Source organism: Calothrix sp. NIES-2100 (assembly GCF_963875285.1).
Lineage (GTDB): Bacteria > Cyanobacteriota > Cyanobacteriia > Cyanobacteriales > Nostocaceae > Aulosira.
On the sequence record NZ_CAWNLA010000001.1, the window covers coordinates 7,543,768 to 7,561,443 of the forward strand.

The 17,676-nt window shown below is 42.3% G+C and carries 17 protein-coding genes; 11 read left to right on the forward strand and 6 right to left on the reverse strand.

The window, feature by feature from the left end:
• Nucleotides 1-47 precede the first annotated feature (47 nt).
• Nucleotides 48-830, forward strand: coding sequence for an ABC transporter ATP-binding protein (locus AACU32_RS30750; RefSeq protein ID WP_096608248.1), 783 nt, complete (start codon nucleotides 48-50; stop codon nucleotides 828-830).
• Nucleotides 831-925: 95 nt separating this feature from the next.
• On the opposite strand, the gene AACU32_RS30755 is transcribed toward AACU32_RS30750, so the two are convergent.
• Nucleotides 926-1,696, reverse strand: a complete 771-nt coding sequence (locus tag AACU32_RS30755; RefSeq protein WP_096605395.1) for a response regulator transcription factor — start codon at nucleotides 1,694-1,696, stop codon at nucleotides 926-928.
• Nucleotides 1,697-2,250: 554 nt separating this feature from the next.
• On the opposite strand from AACU32_RS30755, the gene AACU32_RS30760 reads away from it, so the two are divergent.
• The 7 genes from AACU32_RS30760 (at nucleotide 2,251) to AACU32_RS30790 (ending at nucleotide 8,547) form a co-directional block, all read left to right on the forward strand.
• On the forward strand, nucleotides 2,251-2,505 hold the full coding sequence (locus tag AACU32_RS30760; RefSeq protein WP_096605397.1) for a DUF6761 family protein: 255 nt from the start codon (nucleotides 2,251-2,253) through the stop codon (nucleotides 2,503-2,505).
• A gap of 444 nt (nucleotides 2,506-2,949) precedes the next feature.
• On the forward strand, nucleotides 2,950-4,317 hold the full coding sequence (locus AACU32_RS30765) for an NB-ARC domain-containing protein (protein ID WP_096605399.1): 1,368 nt from the start codon (nucleotides 2,950-2,952) through the stop codon (nucleotides 4,315-4,317).
• A gap of 701 nt (nucleotides 4,318-5,018) precedes the next feature.
• Complete coding sequence (locus tag AACU32_RS30770) at nucleotides 5,019-5,726, forward strand: PEP-CTERM sorting domain-containing protein (RefSeq protein ID WP_096605401.1); 708 nt, start codon at nucleotides 5,019-5,021, stop codon at nucleotides 5,724-5,726.
• Between the two features lie 212 nt (nucleotides 5,727-5,938).
• Nucleotides 5,939-6,325, forward strand: coding sequence for a 6-pyruvoyl trahydropterin synthase family protein (locus tag AACU32_RS30775; RefSeq protein ID WP_096605403.1), 387 nt, complete (start codon nucleotides 5,939-5,941; stop codon nucleotides 6,323-6,325).
• Nucleotides 6,326-6,513: 188 nt separating this feature from the next.
• Nucleotides 6,514-7,047 carry a hypothetical protein gene (locus tag AACU32_RS30780; protein ID WP_096605405.1) on the forward strand — a complete coding sequence of 178 codons (534 nt, stop codon included), beginning with the start codon at nucleotides 6,514-6,516 and terminating at the stop codon, nucleotides 7,045-7,047.
• 197 nt (nucleotides 7,048-7,244) lie between these two features.
• Complete coding sequence (locus tag AACU32_RS30785; RefSeq protein WP_096605407.1) at nucleotides 7,245-7,526, forward strand: hypothetical protein; 282 nt, start codon at nucleotides 7,245-7,247, stop codon at nucleotides 7,524-7,526.
• Between the two features lie 805 nt (nucleotides 7,527-8,331).
• Entirely contained in the window at nucleotides 8,332-8,547 is a 216-nt protein-coding gene (locus AACU32_RS30790; protein ID WP_096605409.1) for a hypothetical protein, read from the forward strand.
• 26 nt (nucleotides 8,548-8,573) lie between these two features.
• On the opposite strand, the gene ribD is transcribed toward AACU32_RS30790, so the two are convergent.
• A complete protein-coding gene (gene ribD, locus AACU32_RS30795) occupies nucleotides 8,574-9,758 on the reverse strand; it encodes a bifunctional diaminohydroxyphosphoribosylaminopyrimidine deaminase/5-amino-6-(5-phosphoribosylamino)uracil reductase RibD (protein WP_096605411.1) in 1,185 nt (394 codons plus the stop codon).
• 82 nt (nucleotides 9,759-9,840) lie between these two features.
• On the opposite strand from ribD, the gene AACU32_RS30800 reads away from it, so the two are divergent.
• Nucleotides 9,841-10,284 carry a hypothetical protein gene (locus tag AACU32_RS30800; RefSeq protein WP_339378396.1) on the forward strand — a complete coding sequence of 148 codons (444 nt, stop codon included), beginning with the start codon at nucleotides 9,841-9,843 and terminating at the stop codon, nucleotides 10,282-10,284.
• Between the two features lie 605 nt (nucleotides 10,285-10,889).
• Here AACU32_RS30800 and mreD read toward each other — a convergent pair.
• The 3 genes from mreD to AACU32_RS30815 form a co-directional block, all read right to left on the reverse strand.
• On the reverse strand, nucleotides 10,890-11,507 hold the full coding sequence (gene mreD / locus AACU32_RS30805) for a rod shape-determining protein MreD (protein ID WP_096605416.1): 618 nt from the start codon (nucleotides 11,505-11,507) through the stop codon (nucleotides 10,890-10,892).
• A 24-nt stretch (nucleotides 11,508-11,531) separates the two neighbouring features.
• Nucleotides 11,532-12,347: a rod shape-determining protein MreC gene (gene mreC / locus AACU32_RS30810; RefSeq protein ID WP_096605418.1), complete on the reverse strand. Its 816-nt coding sequence runs from the start codon at nucleotides 12,345-12,347 to the stop codon at nucleotides 11,532-11,534.
• Between the two features lie 120 nt (nucleotides 12,348-12,467).
• Entirely contained in the window at nucleotides 12,468-13,475 is a 1,008-nt protein-coding gene (locus tag AACU32_RS30815) for a rod shape-determining protein (protein WP_096605420.1), read from the reverse strand.
• A 367-nt stretch (nucleotides 13,476-13,842) separates the two neighbouring features.
• Here AACU32_RS30815 and AACU32_RS30820 point away from each other — a divergent pair, with 367 nt between their 5' ends.
• The gene (locus AACU32_RS30820; protein ID WP_096605422.1) at nucleotides 13,843-14,208 is read left to right on the forward strand and encodes a single-stranded DNA-binding protein; all 366 of its coding nucleotides are present in this window, start codon (nucleotides 13,843-13,845) and stop codon (nucleotides 14,206-14,208) included.
• A gap of 65 nt (nucleotides 14,209-14,273) precedes the next feature.
• Here AACU32_RS30820 and AACU32_RS30825 read toward each other — a convergent pair whose 3' ends face one another.
• Entirely contained in the window at nucleotides 14,274-15,023 is a 750-nt protein-coding gene (locus AACU32_RS30825; protein ID WP_096605424.1) for an SIMPL domain-containing protein, read from the reverse strand.
• Between the two features lie 445 nt (nucleotides 15,024-15,468).
• On the opposite strand from AACU32_RS30825, the gene AACU32_RS30830 reads away from it, so the two are divergent.
• Nucleotides 15,469-16,944, forward strand: coding sequence for a cation:proton antiporter (locus AACU32_RS30830; protein ID WP_096605426.1), 1,476 nt, complete (start codon nucleotides 15,469-15,471; stop codon nucleotides 16,942-16,944).
• Nucleotides 16,945-17,676: the final 732 nt, after the last annotated feature.

Genomic DNA, 17,676 nt, shown 5'->3' on the forward strand with positions numbered 1-17,676 from the left:
TACTTTCACAACCATTCCCCATTCCCCATTCCCCCAGGAAGTTGAACTTGGATACTGTCAACCCAAAAGCCACACTCCGGCTAGAGCAAGTTAATCTATTTTCAAAGCTCAAAACCCAACTATCAGCAAATCACCAAGGATACCCCATATTGCAAGATATTGCATTTGAGGTATTCTCAGGCGATCGCATTGCCATTGTCGGTTCATCGGGTGCGGGGAAAACAGCATTATGCAAGCTGATCAACCGCCTGATTGAACCTAGTAGTGGCAAAATATTTTTGGAACATCAGGAATATCGCCAAATTCCCATAGTCCAGTTACGCCAGGTAGTCACACTGGGATTGCAAGAGCCGAAGCTTTTGGGGATGACAGTTCAGGAAGCTTTAGCTTATCCACTGGTTTTGCGTGGTTTATCCAAACAGACAATTCAGCAGCGAGTTAGTTATTGGATGGAACAAATGCATATTCCCAGTGATTGGTTAGGACGCACTGAAGTGCAACTTTCTCTGGGACAGCGACAACTAGTAGCCATCGCACGAGCCTTAGTCATCCAACCAAAAATCTTATTATTAGACGAGCCAACCTCTGCCTTGGATGTAGGTACAGCTACCCATCTCATGGAAATTTTAACTCAGCTGGCTCCCACCCATCAAACCACGATTTTGATGGTAAATAACCAGCTAGAACTAGCACAGATATTTTGCACAAGACTGTTGCACCTACAGCAAGGTCGGTTGTTGGCAGATCAAACAGCAGCCCAGATAAACTGGTCTAATGTACGAGCCAGCTTAATACAAGCAGAAGCTCAAGCCTCCGAGGAGTGGATTTAGGACAATTGTCATTGGTCATTGGTCAATTGTCATTTGTCTCCTTTGTCCTCTTTGTCCCCCTTGTCCTCCTTGTCCCTTTTGATCCCTCATCTCCCCTACACCCTTTGAGTACTCAGAGTTGAGCGTTGATTGCTAAATCTCTCTTTAGCTAATTTTGTTGGTGACTGGGGAGGATTGGAATTTAAAATTTCCATGTTAAACCGATATCCCACATTCCGGATAGTTTGAATTAAACTGGGTTGCCGAGGATCTAGTTCAACTTTTTTCCGCAGCGATAAAACATGTGTATCAATAGTGCGGGGATTGTCAATAGCGTCAGGCCAAGCTCTGCGAAGCAATTCTGACCGAGATAGAGGTACTCCTCCCGCTTGGGCTAAAACGTATAATAAACTGAATTCTTGGGGCGTTAAATCGATAAACTCCCCTTGAAATCTCACCCGGCGTTGCACTAAATCAATTTGCAGGGCACCATAATCCAGATAAGCCGGTGCTACAGGTGTCCGGTTGCGACGAATTAGTGCTTCCACTCTTGCTAAAAACTCTTGCATCCCAAAAGGTTTGCTCAAGTAGTCATCTGCACCCGCTCTCAAACCGACGACAATGTCGGCTTCATTAGTACGCGCAGATAGCATTAAAATTAAAGGCTGTTGCTGACGATGCAACCAACGGCAAAACTCAATGCCATCACCATCAGGCAAATCAGCATCAAGAATTACTAGTGTTGGTTGCTGGCTTAAAAATACTTCCCTTGCTTGATAAATGCTGGCGGCTTGGTGTACGCGGTATTCCAACTGTTGCAAGTGCCAACCGAGCAACGACCTCAGATGGGGATTCCCCTCAATGATTTCAATACAAACCGAACCCACGGTGGCAAGACCCCTTAGCGTTGATGACTTTCAAATTAACAAGCCCATGCCCAAGGTTTTGTAGTCTTTGTTACTCCAATAATTATTGGCTTGACATTTAGCGATCGCAATAATAGCTAGAAGTTTAACTTATGCTTTGACCCTAGCCGATTAGTAATATTCTTAAATTTTTGTTAGACTTATTGAAATTAGTTGTACTTAAACATCCTAGCTCCTTGAAGGGGGTAACGTACCAACAAGCGATCGCCAATCAATCTCCTACTTCCCAAAGGTATATCCTAGCTTTATGCTGACAGCGGATTACATCTGCCAAAAGTTAGTTTTCACATCCCCCATAACAACTGAGATGTTGAAAAAACAAAATATAAAATTAGCTTACCGAATAAAATTATTTTGTACTTTCTGGAATAGGATCAAAATACGTTGTAGCTGCTGGAGGGTAATGCCCAAAGTAGAGATATTGATTTTGACTCTATAAAAAGGGGAAAGTGCCACTTCACATTTTCCCGTGAATCATTTACAATTCTCATTCCAAAGAGATTTATTCAGCAGTTATGCTCCAAGACACACAAACCATCCGCTATTACCAAAGAATTACCGACGCCTTCGTCGAGTTATGGAATCGCGGTTATCGTATGGACGATATGCGGATGTATTTGGATGGATATTTAGCCGCGCTGAGACATGGGAACGTTATTGAGCCTTATCTGATTCATCGTCTAGAAGAGGAAGCCAGCCGCTATCTGTACGATGCATCGAATTTTGCGATGACGCAACCAGAACCACAACGACAACACGATTACTACTAATGCCCTCGCTGAGGTCATTCATAGTAACCAATAATCAACGCAGATAATTATAGCATATTACCTGCATTGAGCAAGGGGTTGATTGGTGTGGAATTTTGGAGATATTTTTTTTGAAAAAAAGTATCCCCCCAGAGATGTTTTGGTCGTGTCAAAGCCACTGGGGGGATTTTTAATTGGATGAGGGAGTAGGGGAGCAGGGGAGCAGGGGAGCAGGGGGGCACGGGGGACAAGGAGGACAAGGAGAGAAGTCTGAGCTAAGGCATCCTTAGATCAGAACTTCTCCCAAGGGGAGACGCTGCGCGAACGGGAGGACAAGGAAGATAAATAAGAAATGCCCAATGCCCAATGCCCAATTCCCAAGAAATGTAAATTTTTGGCTTAGCTGCATAAAGTTTGGAGAAATCTTTGATAGATTGATGCCGCTATCAACTAGGAACATTTTATGTGACAGTCATAGAATTAAGTTTTGAGCAAGCAATGCTGGTTTTAGATAGAGCGTTGCAAAAAAAGCATTTAAGTAATATCCAGGAGTTAGTGCTAAAATTGTGCTGGAATGGATACACTTATGCAGAGATTGCCGAAAGGTCAGGTTATGATGATGATTATATCCGAGACGTAGGCTTCCGGTTATGGCAGACACTCTCAAAAGCACTGGGAGAAAATATCGCAAAAAGTAACGTCAAAACAGTTTTGCGCCGACATTATTCCAGTCTTACGCAAGTAAAATCACAAGTATCTATTACTACCTCAGCTTTGCCAACCCTTAACATCCAACAACAGCAAGACTGGGGAGAAGCAATTGATGTTTCTATGTTCTATGGACGGAACAGAGAACAAACTGTGCTCCAAAGATGGATTGTCCATGAAAAGTGTCGTTTGCTAATGCTGTTAGGGATAGGTGGGATTGGTAAGACAGCTTTGTCTGTCAAGGTTGCAGAACAGTTACAAAGCAAATTTGATTTGCTAATTTGGCGTAGTCTCCGCAATAGCCCAGCAATTTTTGACTTGATGCGGGAGTTAATTTTATTCGTCTCCCAGCAAACAGAAGTGAACTTACCAGAAACTCTAGACGGACAAATCTCGTGTCTGATCAAGTATTTGCGCTCTCAACGCTGCCTGATTTTATTGGATAATATTGAATCAGTTTTGCAGAGTGGGGAAACTTCAGGACACTATTGCGCTGGATATGAAGGATATGGTCAACTTCTGCGAAGAGTGGGAGATGAGGTGCATCAAAGTTGCCTAGTATTTACTACTCGGGAGACACCAGGCGGATTTACAGCCAGGGAAGGTGAGACTTTACCAGTGCGATCACTACAACTAACTGGGTTGTCTTTTGAAGAATCACAGCAAATTCTGGCAAATAAAGGACTAGTAAATGCAAAAGAGGAATCTAATCAGTTAATTGAGCGCTATGCAGGTAATCCTTTAGCTTTGAAAATTGTAGCCACGACTATTCAGTATCTGTTTGATGGCAATATTTCCGAATTTTTACAGCAAGGAGCGGTGGTTTTCGGTGAAATCTGGGAAATATTAGAGCAACAATTTCAGCGCCTGTCGCTTAACGAAAAGCAAGTAATGTACTCTCTAGCAGTCAAGCAAGATTGGGTAACACTCAAAGAATTGCAACAGTATGTTATCCCGCAAATCTCTGAGCGAGAATTACTAGAAACGCTTTTGTCTTTGCAAAGGCGATCGCTTATTAAACAGCAATCAGTCCGCTATACCCAACAACCTGTAATTATGGAATACGTTACCGACAAACTGATTGGCAAGGTGTGCTGCGAAATACCTACTGGAGAGATTGAGTAATTATCAACAAACGCCTGCTTACCATTTCCCTAGTTTCCAGCCATCGTAGTCAGAACTTCAGTTGGTGAATTCAACAAGTACTGTAGATCTGTTCGCCAAGTTTTCTCGTACTTCGTCAAAAAACCCGAAGGAGTACGAGAACGCCTAAAGGCGAACCCACAGGGTTTAATGTTTGACGATTAGTCCTTAGTTCCTATTTTCAGGATTAAACTTTATCAAAAATTTATATTAGTAAAATTACTATTAACCACAAAAAATTTTACTCTGCCTATTTAGCCAGATTTTCATCATCAGATGGCAAAGGATGGAATATGTTTTTTTGATGAAGAATCTATGTGTAAGTTGTGTATACAATAAATTCTTCCTAAATTAATATAGTATTTTATTACACAACCATCTACCGCAATATTACTTTACACAGAGAATAAAAAAAGCATTTGCACAATCGAATAGATTGTTTAATTTGTCTATTCTGAAAGCTGAAGTTGGTAAACTATTGCCTAGAAAAATAGCAATGAACTAACGAATAGGGATAACAAATGCTGACAGTGAATGCACTAGCATAGAGTAATATAATTCATTACTTGAAAATAGTCATTACGGAATATGGGTGAATTCTCTGGCGATCGCTGTCAGTTGTGAAATGTGGAGTGTGGCGATCGCAAAAGTTCAATTTGTGTACTTTTTTTGAGGATAATTACATGAAATTAGCTACAAAGCTTGCCCTTGCTAGCACTAGTGTTGCCTTATCTGTTGCTGCTATTACTGCTAAACCCGCTTCAGCTGCAACTGTCGCTTGGACAGATTGGACTTCAGCTACCCCAGGTAATCCAGGATCGGCACAAGGTACTATCACCCCTCCAAGTCAGTCTCCAATTTCAGTAACCTACAACGGTGAAATCTCATTTGCACAAACTGCGGGAGGAATTAATTACTGGAATCCGCCTACACCCTATATCAGCGCAACTGTACCGAATGCTCCTCCAGCAAGTGATATTATCACACTGACCGGCGGCAATAATACGCTAAATACGATTAAGTTTTCTCAGTCAGTGTTAAATCCTGTCATGGCGATTGTTAGTATGGGGCAATATTCAGTCCCAGTAAAGTATAATTTTAATACTCCGTTCAAGATCCTGAGTGTCGGTTCTGGATACTGGGGTAATGGTCCGTTGACTCAGTTAGCAGGAAACGTATTGGAAGGTCGAGAAGGACATGGAGTTATTCAATTCTTAGGAAACGTATCATCAATTAGTTGGACTACTCCCGATCCGGAATACTGGCATGGATTTACAGTTGGGATTGAGAAATCTGTTCCTGAACCTCTGACAATTGGTGGTTCAGCACTAGCTTTAGGTTTTGGTTGGTGGGCGAAGCGTAAGCGCACAGCCGCATCTGCAAAGGTATAGTAAATTAATTTTGTTGCCCATAATTTCTACATAGCAGCACCAGCCTGTTTTTGCTTAAGTATAAGTATTAGCGCGATCGCACTTTATTTTACCCTAGCCCTGCATAGCGATCGCGCTTTCCCTTTCATTTGTCTAGCAACCCATCTCATAGTCACGCCAACAAAAATTAAGCAATACTTGGATATGGCAATAGACTACGAGGTGATGAAAAAATGCCCAAATGGAAATTAGTAACAGAATTCACCTTTAATAGCGCTCACTACATCAAAGATTATGATGGCCCTTGCGGTCGGATGCACGGACATAACTATAAAGTTAGAGTTGAAGCAACATCATCAAAACTTCACTCTTCAGAATATTGTCCACACCCAGTCATGGTGGCTGACTTTAGAACCTTGAGGTGGGCGAAGCAAGATGCTACCAAAGGAGGACTCGATCACTGCGTTCTCAACGAAGTCTTACCGCCGGAATATGAAACAACTGCTGAGATGATTGCCAAGTATATTTATGATCAAACTAAGAAGCGATTACCACCAGATGTGCAACTAAAAGTCCGAGTTTCGGAAACACCATTAAGCTGGGTAGAGTATCAAGATTGACATACGCCCCCGAATTGAATTCGGGGGATTCTGAGGTAACTCATCATCATCCAAAAATTCATCACTCCCCTACAGGTGAGTGAAAAACTTCTTTTTGTTTCAGATAAAATTTTTCTATAAAAATTAAAATTTTGAGAGTATAAGTGTATACTTGACAGCGTCAAATATCTTTTACTGATGCACCAATTATGGCGAAATTTAAGACTTTTGTAACTAGCTTTGCTTTATGCTCGCTCTCTCTAGGCGGTCTTGTTAGCAGTAGTTTTGCCCAAAATAAAGTCTCAAATCAACCTAGCTTACAAGCACAAGCACCTACTTCTACTTCTACTTCTGCTTGTCCTTTACCCGCAGACATTGCGGTAACATTCTTAAAGTCTGAGTGTCAGGAAATTCAACTCCAAGAAGCTAAAACTTACTACCGATACTTCAGTAGTGATAGTAATAAATTTGGCAGATATCTGACCACCAATCTTTATAAAAAAAATGTTGAAGCAATCAGAGAATTAGCTTTAAAACAAGAATGGGGAAACCAAGCGACGATGGTGTTAACCGTCACTGTACCTGCGGGAACAAAGGTTTATCAAGGGGTGGTTGCTCCTCAAGAACCGTCAACATGTTATCCAGGTGGCGGACAGCAAATTTTTATTCAAGATTCCAGAGATCCAAACTTAAAATGGTCTGAAGGAACTCCATTGAAAATCAAAGAGTTTAAGTGTCCTTAAGAAAGGTGGTAAATTAATCACTTCCAGTTGCCTATTTTCTAGGGAGTTGGCAAAACGTAGAACAGAAAAATCAGAGTTATCGGGTTTTTGCAAAATATGTCATGAGTATTGGTTCGATATTTGCTACCATTTAAAAACCTGATTTCTCTGAACCTGCGATCGCAACGTTATTTACTAATATCTCTAACATCAAAAAAATGGAAGCAAAAAAACAAGAATTTCTCCAACTGATAGATAGAGCGCTAGAAGTAGGTAAAGGAATGCTTGATGCTGGTGATTCACCCTCAGAACGATTAAATACCTTGATTGAGCAATTACAGCAGATCAAAGCTAATACTATCAGCGATCGCCTTGAACCATCCGGCGGAAATGTCACACTAGGCTTGGCGCGTGAAGTGGCTGATTGGATTGACAATTTAGATTCACCATTATTGAAAGCTGTGGGAGCAATCGAGATGTATTACCAACAGCAACTTTAGAGGCAAAAAATTACACTAATTATAGGATTCATATTTGATTTCTGAAAAAAACTCAGTACACTTTTATTCCTTCTTACCTGTTAAGAGTTCCCTTCCTACGCGAATGATTTCAGGAATCAAAGCGGATTCCTATATTGTGAATAAGTATTTACTACTAGGCGATGTCTACGATTGGCTATGCCTAAGCAGTAATTTTTGTTTTTGACTCAAGATGAGTAAAAATCTTAACTTAGGGAACACAGATTTTATCAGTGGTAGGGGTTGAGCAATAAACCCTTACCACAGTTATTGATAACTGATAACGAAATATTGCAAAATTATCAAGTAATTTGTTATACTTCTCATCAAAGAAACTAAATCTTCATGTTTTTCTTCCTCCCAAGGGTATAGAAACCATTTCGCCCAAGTAAATGAATCCTAGTAATAATTCTTCTTATTTTATTTTTGGCAGAAACTAATATCTCATCACCCAGGAATGAAAATAAAACAGTAGCAATGTGTTTTGTAATGTCTGCGGCGAGCCTTTGCATGAGGAAGTTCTGAGTATACAGAATAATATTATTTTTTCTTCCACCCAAAGCAGTAAGATTTAGGATAAAATTAAGTATATATACTTGAAAAAGCAAGTTAAACTATCAGAAACATCTACCAATGGAGATTGATAATTCTTAATCTCCATAAAGTTATAAATCGCTATATTAAGCTATTGATAATAGTTATCTCAGGTTGTACATTCATGCCGCAATCTGTTGCCAGAATTGTGTAATCTGAAAACAGCTAAGCTACATATTTAAATTGAGGTCTGATGACTCCTAAGATTATGCGTCAGCTTTGGTCTGTGGTGGAAACCGCCCACACCAAGACCTTATTGCAGCTAGACGATGCTACCTTGGTGCAATGGTTAGTCAAACAAACCAACACCCAAGCATTGCTAGAACCGAAAGAAACTGATTTTCTGTGTGATTACATTCAATCTCGGCTATCTCTGATTCGAGATTTGGCTTATGAACGACAGTGTTAAGAGCGATCGCTCTGGCCTATTGAAGATTAACTATCTCGGGGAAGATAACCTTCTACCAAGCAATCAGAACCTACCACACGCCAACGAACATTTTCGAGGGTTAAAGCTTCAGTCATAGTGGTAAAGCCCAAATCGCCTACGGGCGTGGGAGCATTACTACCACCAATAATTTTTGGAGCAATAAAAGCCAGAATTTTTTGCACTGCTTTTTGAGCGATCGCACTCGCAGCTAAAGTTCCACCACATTCCCACAATACGCTACAAAAACCCCTTTCATATAAGTGCGCCATGACATTATCTGGTGTCAGTGACGTGAACTCCACCACTTCCACCCCTTGTTGCCGTAACATTTCTTGAACATTAGGGTTAGCATTCACTTGAGTCAATACTAAAGTAGGAGCCTCAGCTGTTTGCCACAGGTGAGCATTTTCTGGCAAGTTGAGATGACGACTCATCACTACTCGCAAAGGATTATGGGACCCTACCTGATGGCTGGTTAAGTAAGGATTGTCCTGTCGCACAGTATTTCCGCCAACAATTACTGCATCACAAGCAGCCCGTAGTTGATGTACTTCACTACGGGCTGCTGGATTTGTTACCCAAGCACTATGACCGGAATTTGTAGCAATTTTGCCATCTAAAGTCATGGCATACTTCAAAATACCTAAAGGGCGTTTGTAGAGAATGCGATGGACAAAAGCTTCGTTGAGTTGCTGACAGGCTGCTTCTTCTACCCCGACTAACACTTCTATACCAGCAGCACGTAAACGAGCAATACCACCGCCCGCTACGAGTGGATTCGGGTCTACCATACCCACCACCACTTTTGCCACTCCCGCATTGATCAAACCTTCTGAACAAGGCGGAGTCCGCCCGTAATGGTTGCAAGGTTCCAGGCTGACATAAACAGTAGCACCACGAGCGTGATCGCCTGCTGCTCTGAGCGCAAAAACTTCCGCATGAGGTTCACCAGCACGGGGATGAAACCCTTCCCCGACAATTTCCCCATCCTTGACAACCACTGCACCCACTAACGGATTTGGTGAAGTGCGTCCCAAAGCCTGACGGGCGAGTTCCAAACACCGCCGCATCATTTGGGAATCAAAATCACTCCCTACCCGTTTCTCTGTCGAATCCACTGGAAGCATATTTTCCGGAGTGTCGATAGGTAGAGATGCATCTGCTTGAGCGACCACAGGGGATTTATCCATAATTTTGGGCAACACTCTCAATATTTTCCACGCTAGCTGGACTTGTGCGCGATTTTTTAACAGTAATATTTAGGTTTTACTTTTGGTGATCTTAACTTACAGCAGTTTGGGCATGGGGCATGGGGCATTGGGCATTGGGCATGGGGAAAAAACTTCCCACACTCGCCATATCTCCCTTGTCCCCCTTGTCCCCTTCCCCCTTCCCCCTTCCCCCCACTCCGGAAATCCAGCAAACGCGGCGGTAGCTTATTTACAATCGAATCATCCCTACACTCAAGCCGCAATTCCCCTGATTATGGAATTAAATTTGCGCTTTCCTGAGATTGATCGAGTTATTGTCAGACTTGACGACCTAGAAACCGACAGACTAAATGGAAGAATCGGTGAAAAATGGTCGGGGCTGGGATTGCTTCTCTGCGAGACGCTACGCGAACGCTTCGCTCGCAATGACAGTAAATATTGTTGCTTATTTACTGAATTTGTAATTAAAGGCGATCGCACATGGCAATTTAAACGCAAAAATTAGGCATGGTTCAACCCAATCGCCTAATGCCACAATAATATTTTCCACCCATGTATCAAAACATTTTATCTCTTATCCCCCTCCTCGCTTGCGGGGAGGGGTTAGGGGTGGGGTTCCGAATATAAAGCAATACCAAACAATCAATTATCACGTCTGTAGGAATACGGCATCCAAAAACTTTCGCTAAAACAGACATTTTATCGGTGCCGTGCCCCTACGATTTGGATATTTTCTTCATTAGAAGCCTTCAAAGGTGCATCATTTGAGTTCAGAAGGCGAACTTTGAAGCTAAAAGCTCGAACGTTGCAGTTCAAAACAAGAATGGTTTAGTTCAAAACGAGAATGTTCTAGTTCAGAAGGCGAAAGTTGAAGCTAAAAGCACGAATGTTGCACTTCAAAACGAGAATGTTCTAGTTCAAAACGAGAATGTTGCACCTCAAAACGAGAATGTTCTAGTTTAAAACGAGAACGTTGTACCTCAAAGCCTGAATGTTGCTGAAAAATCAAAAGGGCACAACATTGTTGTGCCCCTACCTTAGTGTATTTAATTGCAAAGTGGTGTTTTCCCTAATTCCGGCTGTATCTGAAAACTAGTTGGCGAAGCAAACTTAAGATTGCTCGAACAATTTCATTTCTTGCCACCAACGATTCAGGGGATAGTAAACTACTGGCGCCCAAAGACTGCTGAGAATAGCAGAAGCTAAGGCGACGCGCTGATAATATGTCCAAATGTATTCGGTTTTGCGATCGCCCATCAAGCTCAATTCCAAGCCAAAAATCGTTTCTGCGACAAACGCCATTGCAAAGACAATTAAGGCAATGGAAATAAAGTCTTCCTCAATAAAACGCTGCTTCTGAATCAGACTAGTCAACATTCCCACTATCCCCAGCGATAAAGCATGAGTAGGGTTAGGCGATGTCATTCCATCCTGAAGTAACCCCAGAACTATACCAGCTAATAACCCAGACCAAACTGTGCGTTTAACACTCCAAGCCACCACCCAAATTAACAACCAGTTCGGCCCAATCCCCAACAATTCCATCCCTGGTAAGCGGGATGGTAACATCAGCAAACATAACAACACAGACCCTACTGTCACCGTCCCATCGACAATCTGACGTGTGCGCGGATTCCAACGGGCAATGGACGGGATTTGGATTTTGGATTTCCGCTTTGGCTGTTTTGACTTGTTTGGACGGCGACCAGTAAATGTAGGCATCTTCATGGCGTTGCAAGAATTATGGGGAATTTAATTAGACTTTGGCAGTTGTGGATTTGTCGGCTGGGGATTTTTTACCTCTGGGATGGGGTTTTCTGGTTTTGGGTAGACACCCACCCAATCTAATGAGCGAATCGCGGGGAAAAGTTCCACTTTGGCAACGGATGCAGGAAGTTTCTTTAAATCTAGGGATTTAATTCTGCCTACCACTAAACCAGAAGGAAACTTTTGACTATAAGTTGATGTGGAGACAAAATCTCCTACCTTCACATTGGGTACTTTCTCATAAAATTCCAACACAGCATCAGCTGAAGAATCTCCGCGCAAAACGCCTTTGGCTGATGTGCGACTAATTGTTACACCCACTTGACTCTTCATGTCACTGATGAGTAACACACGGCTAGTATTAGGCGTGACACTCTCTACTAAACCGACTAACCCGCCTTCTGACTTGACTATGAAGCCTTCTTTAATTCCCGAATTACCACCCCGATTCAGGAAAACTTCTTGCCACCAATGATCGGCACTGCGTCCTACTACCCGTGCCGGAATGGGAGGTGATGAAATTGGCTGTTTTTCTACATAGCCCACTAAGTTTTGTAACTTTTGATTTTGACTTTCCAGTTCTGCGATCCGCGCTTGCAACTCTAATACCCGCGCATCCCGAAGTTTTTCTTCCGGAGTTGGCCCGGTTTGCAACATTTCTAATGGCCGAGTTATTCCTTGGTACATTTCTAGCAGTAGGGCACCTTGGGTTTCTCGTACTATCCAAGCACTACCTAATGCCAAAGCGATTAATCCCAGTTGTAAGGTTTTGCGATCCCACCCACGACGTAATAAAACCATCTATCCATACCTGATTTTTATAGCTTTATATAGTTTGCAGAATTTTGGGTTCTATTTATAAAAAACCCAATATCAGATAGAGAATTCTACGTGTTGAGAATCCAATATCTGATATTTCTGCTACATGTTACGGGAACGACCGCTGAATACCCGTTCCAGTTGCTTGAAGTTTTCCAAAACACGTCCTGTTCCTAAGACCACACAACATAAAGGATCGGCAGCAATGTGTGTGACGATACCTGTCTCATGGCTGATAAGAGTATCTATTCCTTTGAGCAAAGCACCACCACCAGCCAACATGATCCCGCGATCAATAATGTCCGCTGCTAGTTCGGGAGGTGTGCGTTCTAGTGTCCGCTTCACCGCTTCAATAATGACTGATAGCGGTTCGAGCATACTTTCACGAATTTCTGGGCCTTTAATTGTCACAGTGCGTGGCAAACCAGAAAGCAAATGTAAGCCCCGGACTTCCATCATGGAATCATTATCATCGTTAGTCGGATACGCAGAGCCAATGCGAATCTTAATATCCTCCGCAGTACGTTCCCCAATCACTAAGTTATGAACTTTCTTCATGTATTGCAGGATAGCTTCAGTAAGTTCATCACCCGCAATCCTGACTGACTCGCTCAACACAGTCCCTTGGAGACTGAGTACAGCCACTTCTGTTGTCCCACCACCAATATCAATGATCATGTTGCCAGTAGGTTCAGCCACTGGTAGCCCTGCACCAATCGCCGCCGCTACTGGTTCATCAATTAAATAAACTTCTCTAGCTCCAGCTTGAGTAGCTGCATCCATCACAGCCCGTCTTTCTACCCCTGTCACACCGCTGGGAATACCAATGACAATTCGGGGTAAAATTAGAGATCTACCTTCATTAACACGTTGAATAAAGCTTTTTAACATCAGCTCGGCCGTGTCAAAGTCAGCGATTACCCCATCACGCAAGGGACGCAGAGCAATCACATTTCCTGGTGTGCGACCGAGCATTTTTTTGGCTTCTTCACCGACAGCGATTGCAATCTTTTCGTTTTGATCGATAGCAACCACTGAAGGTTCTTGGAGTACAATACCTTTACCAGATACATAAACGAGGGTATTAGCAGTACCGAGGTCGATACCCATATCCCACGATGAGCGAAAGTTCCTGAAAAGACCCACGCGTCCTACGCCCCCTATTTGCGATACTTGATGAATACGACAGTAAGAGTTAATCGTGCTGGATTTTATTACGTTTTTGATCCTGAGTCCAGTAAAGATGGCTATTTTTTTAGATTATTTTTGAGATCTTTACTGCCTGTCAGCCTACTAAATTCTGATCTTCTCTGACTTAGTCAGTATATCCGTATAGTTTTCTACTTTGTCCCAAGTAAGTTGTATCATTTTTCGATACAACAATGTTGCACAATCTTTAACATATTTTCAATAGTTTCACAATTCGCTATGATGGAATTCGGGATAAATAAGTACGTATGTACTGAAAGGTAAACATATGAGTATTAATGTTGTCACCCTTGTGGGTCGTGTAGGCGGCGACCCAGATATTAAATATTTTGAGTCGGGCAGTGTTAAGTGTAGATTAACACTAGCAGTGAATAGGCGATCGCGAAATAGAGATGAACCTGATTGGTTCACCTTAGAATTATGGGATAAGACGGCGGAGGTTGCAGGTAATTATGTGCGCAAAGGTAGCCTGATTGGCATCAAAGGCTCCCTCAAGTTTGACACATGGAGCGATCGCCAAACAGGAGCCAGCCGATCTACACCCGTTATTAGAGTAGACCAGCTGGAGTTATTAGGTTCAAAACGCGATAATGAGGCGGGCGGAGGCGGAGATTTTTCGCCAGAAAATTTCTGATTGGTCAATTGTCATTGGTCATTAGTCATTAGTCATTTGTAAAACTAATGACCAATGACTAAGCACTAATAACTAATTTGTAATGTCACTGATGCTTCTACTTGCTGTTCACCGCCAATTACAGGGGTAGAGACATCCGCATTGCTTACCTTTAAAGCTTCAGTACGCATTAATACAGGTGATGGCGGTGGGGCGCTAGCACCGTTGACTTGAATACTTACGACTTCTTTAGACTTCAGACCCAAGCTACTAAAAACAGCTTCGGCTTGGGCTTGCGCGTCTTGGGTGGCTTCTTTTAGTGCTTGTTTTTGAGCTGTTGCGATCGCTTCATCAGTAGCCACAAAACTAATACCATTAATTTGCGTTGCCCCAGCTTTCACAGCATCATCCAACAATGTGCCAGCTTTATCTGTCGCTATCCGAAAACTTACGGTGTTGCTGGCGGCATAGCCAGTAATTCGCTGTACATTATTGGTATAACTATAAACCGGATTCAAGCGAATACCTGTAGTTTGTAACTTCTCTACATTCCGGCTTTTGAGTAGAGCCACAACTGCTGCTGACCTGCGGGCTGCTTCTTCTTGTACCTCCTGGGCAGTTTTACCTTGAATTTCTACACCCAAATTGACTAAAGACAAAGTAGTCGGAATTGATTCCATACCCCGACCACTAACGGTAAGTGTTCGCCACAATTTTTCCTTTTCTTGGGCTAAACCGGGCTGCATAAAAGTTACACAGATTAACAAAGCGAAAGGAAGGGTTTGCCAAAATTTGCCAATGCGAAACTGGGAACCGGATAAAGCGGCTCTATACATAAAATTTGCACTCCTCGGCGGAAATTATCTAGGGATGTTTGTCATCAAGCATATCTAAGCAATCCAGATTTAACGGTCAACTGTGAATACGTCAACCGCCACCAAGAGATTTGCACAATTCTCACGAATTGAATAGATATAACTTCTGTATTTATACTGTGGCATTGCGATCGCTAAAAACTGGAATGGTTACATTTTTTGAAACTAAATAGAAAATGGGGACTAGGGGTTAGGGGCTAGGGATGAGAGATTTTCATACCCTTGTTGTGAGCGATCGCCTTTAGGGTTATAGCTTTGAAATATCTGCATTCAAGTTGGTAACGCTTGATGGAGTTGACAAATGGTACAAATTAAGGTTTGAATCGCATTCAATTTACCGAAAATCTCCAAAAAGCTACTTTAGATAAAAGAGTAAAAATTAAAGAGAAGGATTTTCGCAGAACCAATGCAGCTTTTAAATGCAATCAACTTCTCTTTTCCTCTGCTGGCAAGTACAACAGAAACAGCAGATAGCTCAATGGTACTAGCAGCAGTACTATTGAGCTTAGTGGTAATCTACCTCGCTAGCAAAGTCGGTGGGGAGTTATCCAATCGAATCGGTTTACCGGCGGTTTTAGGCGAACTCGTAGGTGGTGTAATCGTCGGTATCTCTGTTTTCCACCTTTTGGTGTTTCCAGAAGCTGGTACAGACAGTTCTGGTTCGTTGATCATTTCATTCCTGCAAAGCACTGCCGGATTAAGTCCCCAAGCCGCTGATGGTGTATTTACAGCTCAATCAGAGGTGATTTCCGTTCTGGCAGAATTGGGTGTGATCATCCTGCTATTTGAAATTGGTTTGGAATCAAACCTAAAAGATTTAATGGCAGTCGGCATCCAAGCCACTATTGTGGCAGTAGTGGGGGTAGTAGCACCGTTTACTGCTGGTACTGTTGGTTTGATGACTTTGTTTGGTGTGGGTGCTGTACCGGCAATTTTTGCTGGGGCGGCTTTAACTGCTACTAGTATTGGGATTACTTCCAAGGTACTTTCAGAAATCGGCCGACTCAATTCTAAAGAAGGGCAGATTATTCTCGGTGCGGCGGTAATTGATGACGTACTAGGAATTATTGTCTTGGCAGTGGTTGCTAGTCTGGCTAAAGATGGTGAGGTAGATGTCACTAAAGTCATTTATCTAATTATTAGTGCCACTGCTTTCCTAGTAGGTGCGATTCTGCTGGGCAATATTTTCAATAAGTCCTTTATCGCGATCGTCGATCGCCTCAAAACCAGGGGTGAGTTGGTTATCCCAGCGTTTATCTTTGCCTTTATCATGGCATATCTGGCTGCTGTGGTTCAGTTAGAAGCAATTCTCGGCGCTTTTGCTGCTGGTTTAGTCTTGGAAGAGACAGATAAGCGCAAAGAACTGCAAAAGCAAGTGATTCCCATTGCTGATATGTTAGTACCGATTTTCTTTGTAGTTGTTGGGGCAAAAACTGATTTAGGTGTATTAAACCCAGCAATTCCTAGCAATCGCGAAGGTCTGGTTATGGCAACTTTCCTGATTCTAGTCGCCATCTTCGGTAAAGTGATCACAGGCTTAACTGTGTTTGGTCAACCACAAATCAACAGGTTGGCGATTGGTGTGGGGATGATTCCCAGAGGTGAAGTTGGATTAGTATTTGCTGGTGTTGGTGCTGCTAGTGGCGCACTCTCCAAACCGCTAGGCGCAGCAATTATCATGATGGTAATCTTGACAACCTTTTTAGCTCCTCCCTTGTTAAGGTTTGTCTTTCCAGACACAGAAAAAGCAACAGAAAAAGAGCAACTAATTTTAGATGGTGCTTCAGCTCCATCCTTAACCATAGAAACACCTCAGTTGCTGGTCTCTAAATCCCACGATTCTAGTAGTCTCGAATCAGAAACCGATTCACGGGAGAGTTAGGAAACTCCAAAAAGTAAATTATTCCGCTTAAAGTTGTACGGGCGGGTTCACAAATATCTTCGATTGTTAACGGGAATCTCGGTTAACCCGCCCCTACTGACTGTTGAGTGTTAACTCTCAACAATAACAATGGAATATTTTTTTACGAGTAAGTCCCTGAATTATTTGTCTTGGGTAGAAACACCCTGTTGATTCCCCCTTAAGGTAGATTAAGACTGAGTTCTGAATCATTCCTGTTCAGAACTCAGTTACTAGTTGCGATCGCATTCTGTGTCAGTATTCTCCGAGTCCGCTGGAGATTTTTCAAGCGATCGCCGGAAACTTCTAGCTCTCAATCACCGTCCCCTAAGATTGTCAATTTTAGTTTTTTGCTATTACAATCAGCGTTTGGAATGTTATCAGTTGCCAGGTTTTTGCGGTTTTGACAAGTGACTTTAGTCATGTTTCGCGCAATTAGGGATTAGCAACTGTCCGCCAAAATAAATCAGTTCTTTCTTGTCTGAAACAAAAGAATTTATTGATGAAGTTTCAAAACGTCGTTGCGTCCTGTAGTCCCTGGGTCTTCTTCAATCAGTACAATTTACTGACTGACATTTACTGGTTAAAGTTAATTCTGGTTATCCTTTGTGGTTTTGATCTGATGCTTTTGAGATCGAAGTTCTCGGCGCTAACAGCATGGCAAATCTACTTGTAGTGTAAACTTATACATTAAAAGCTGGGTTTTGAGAGTGG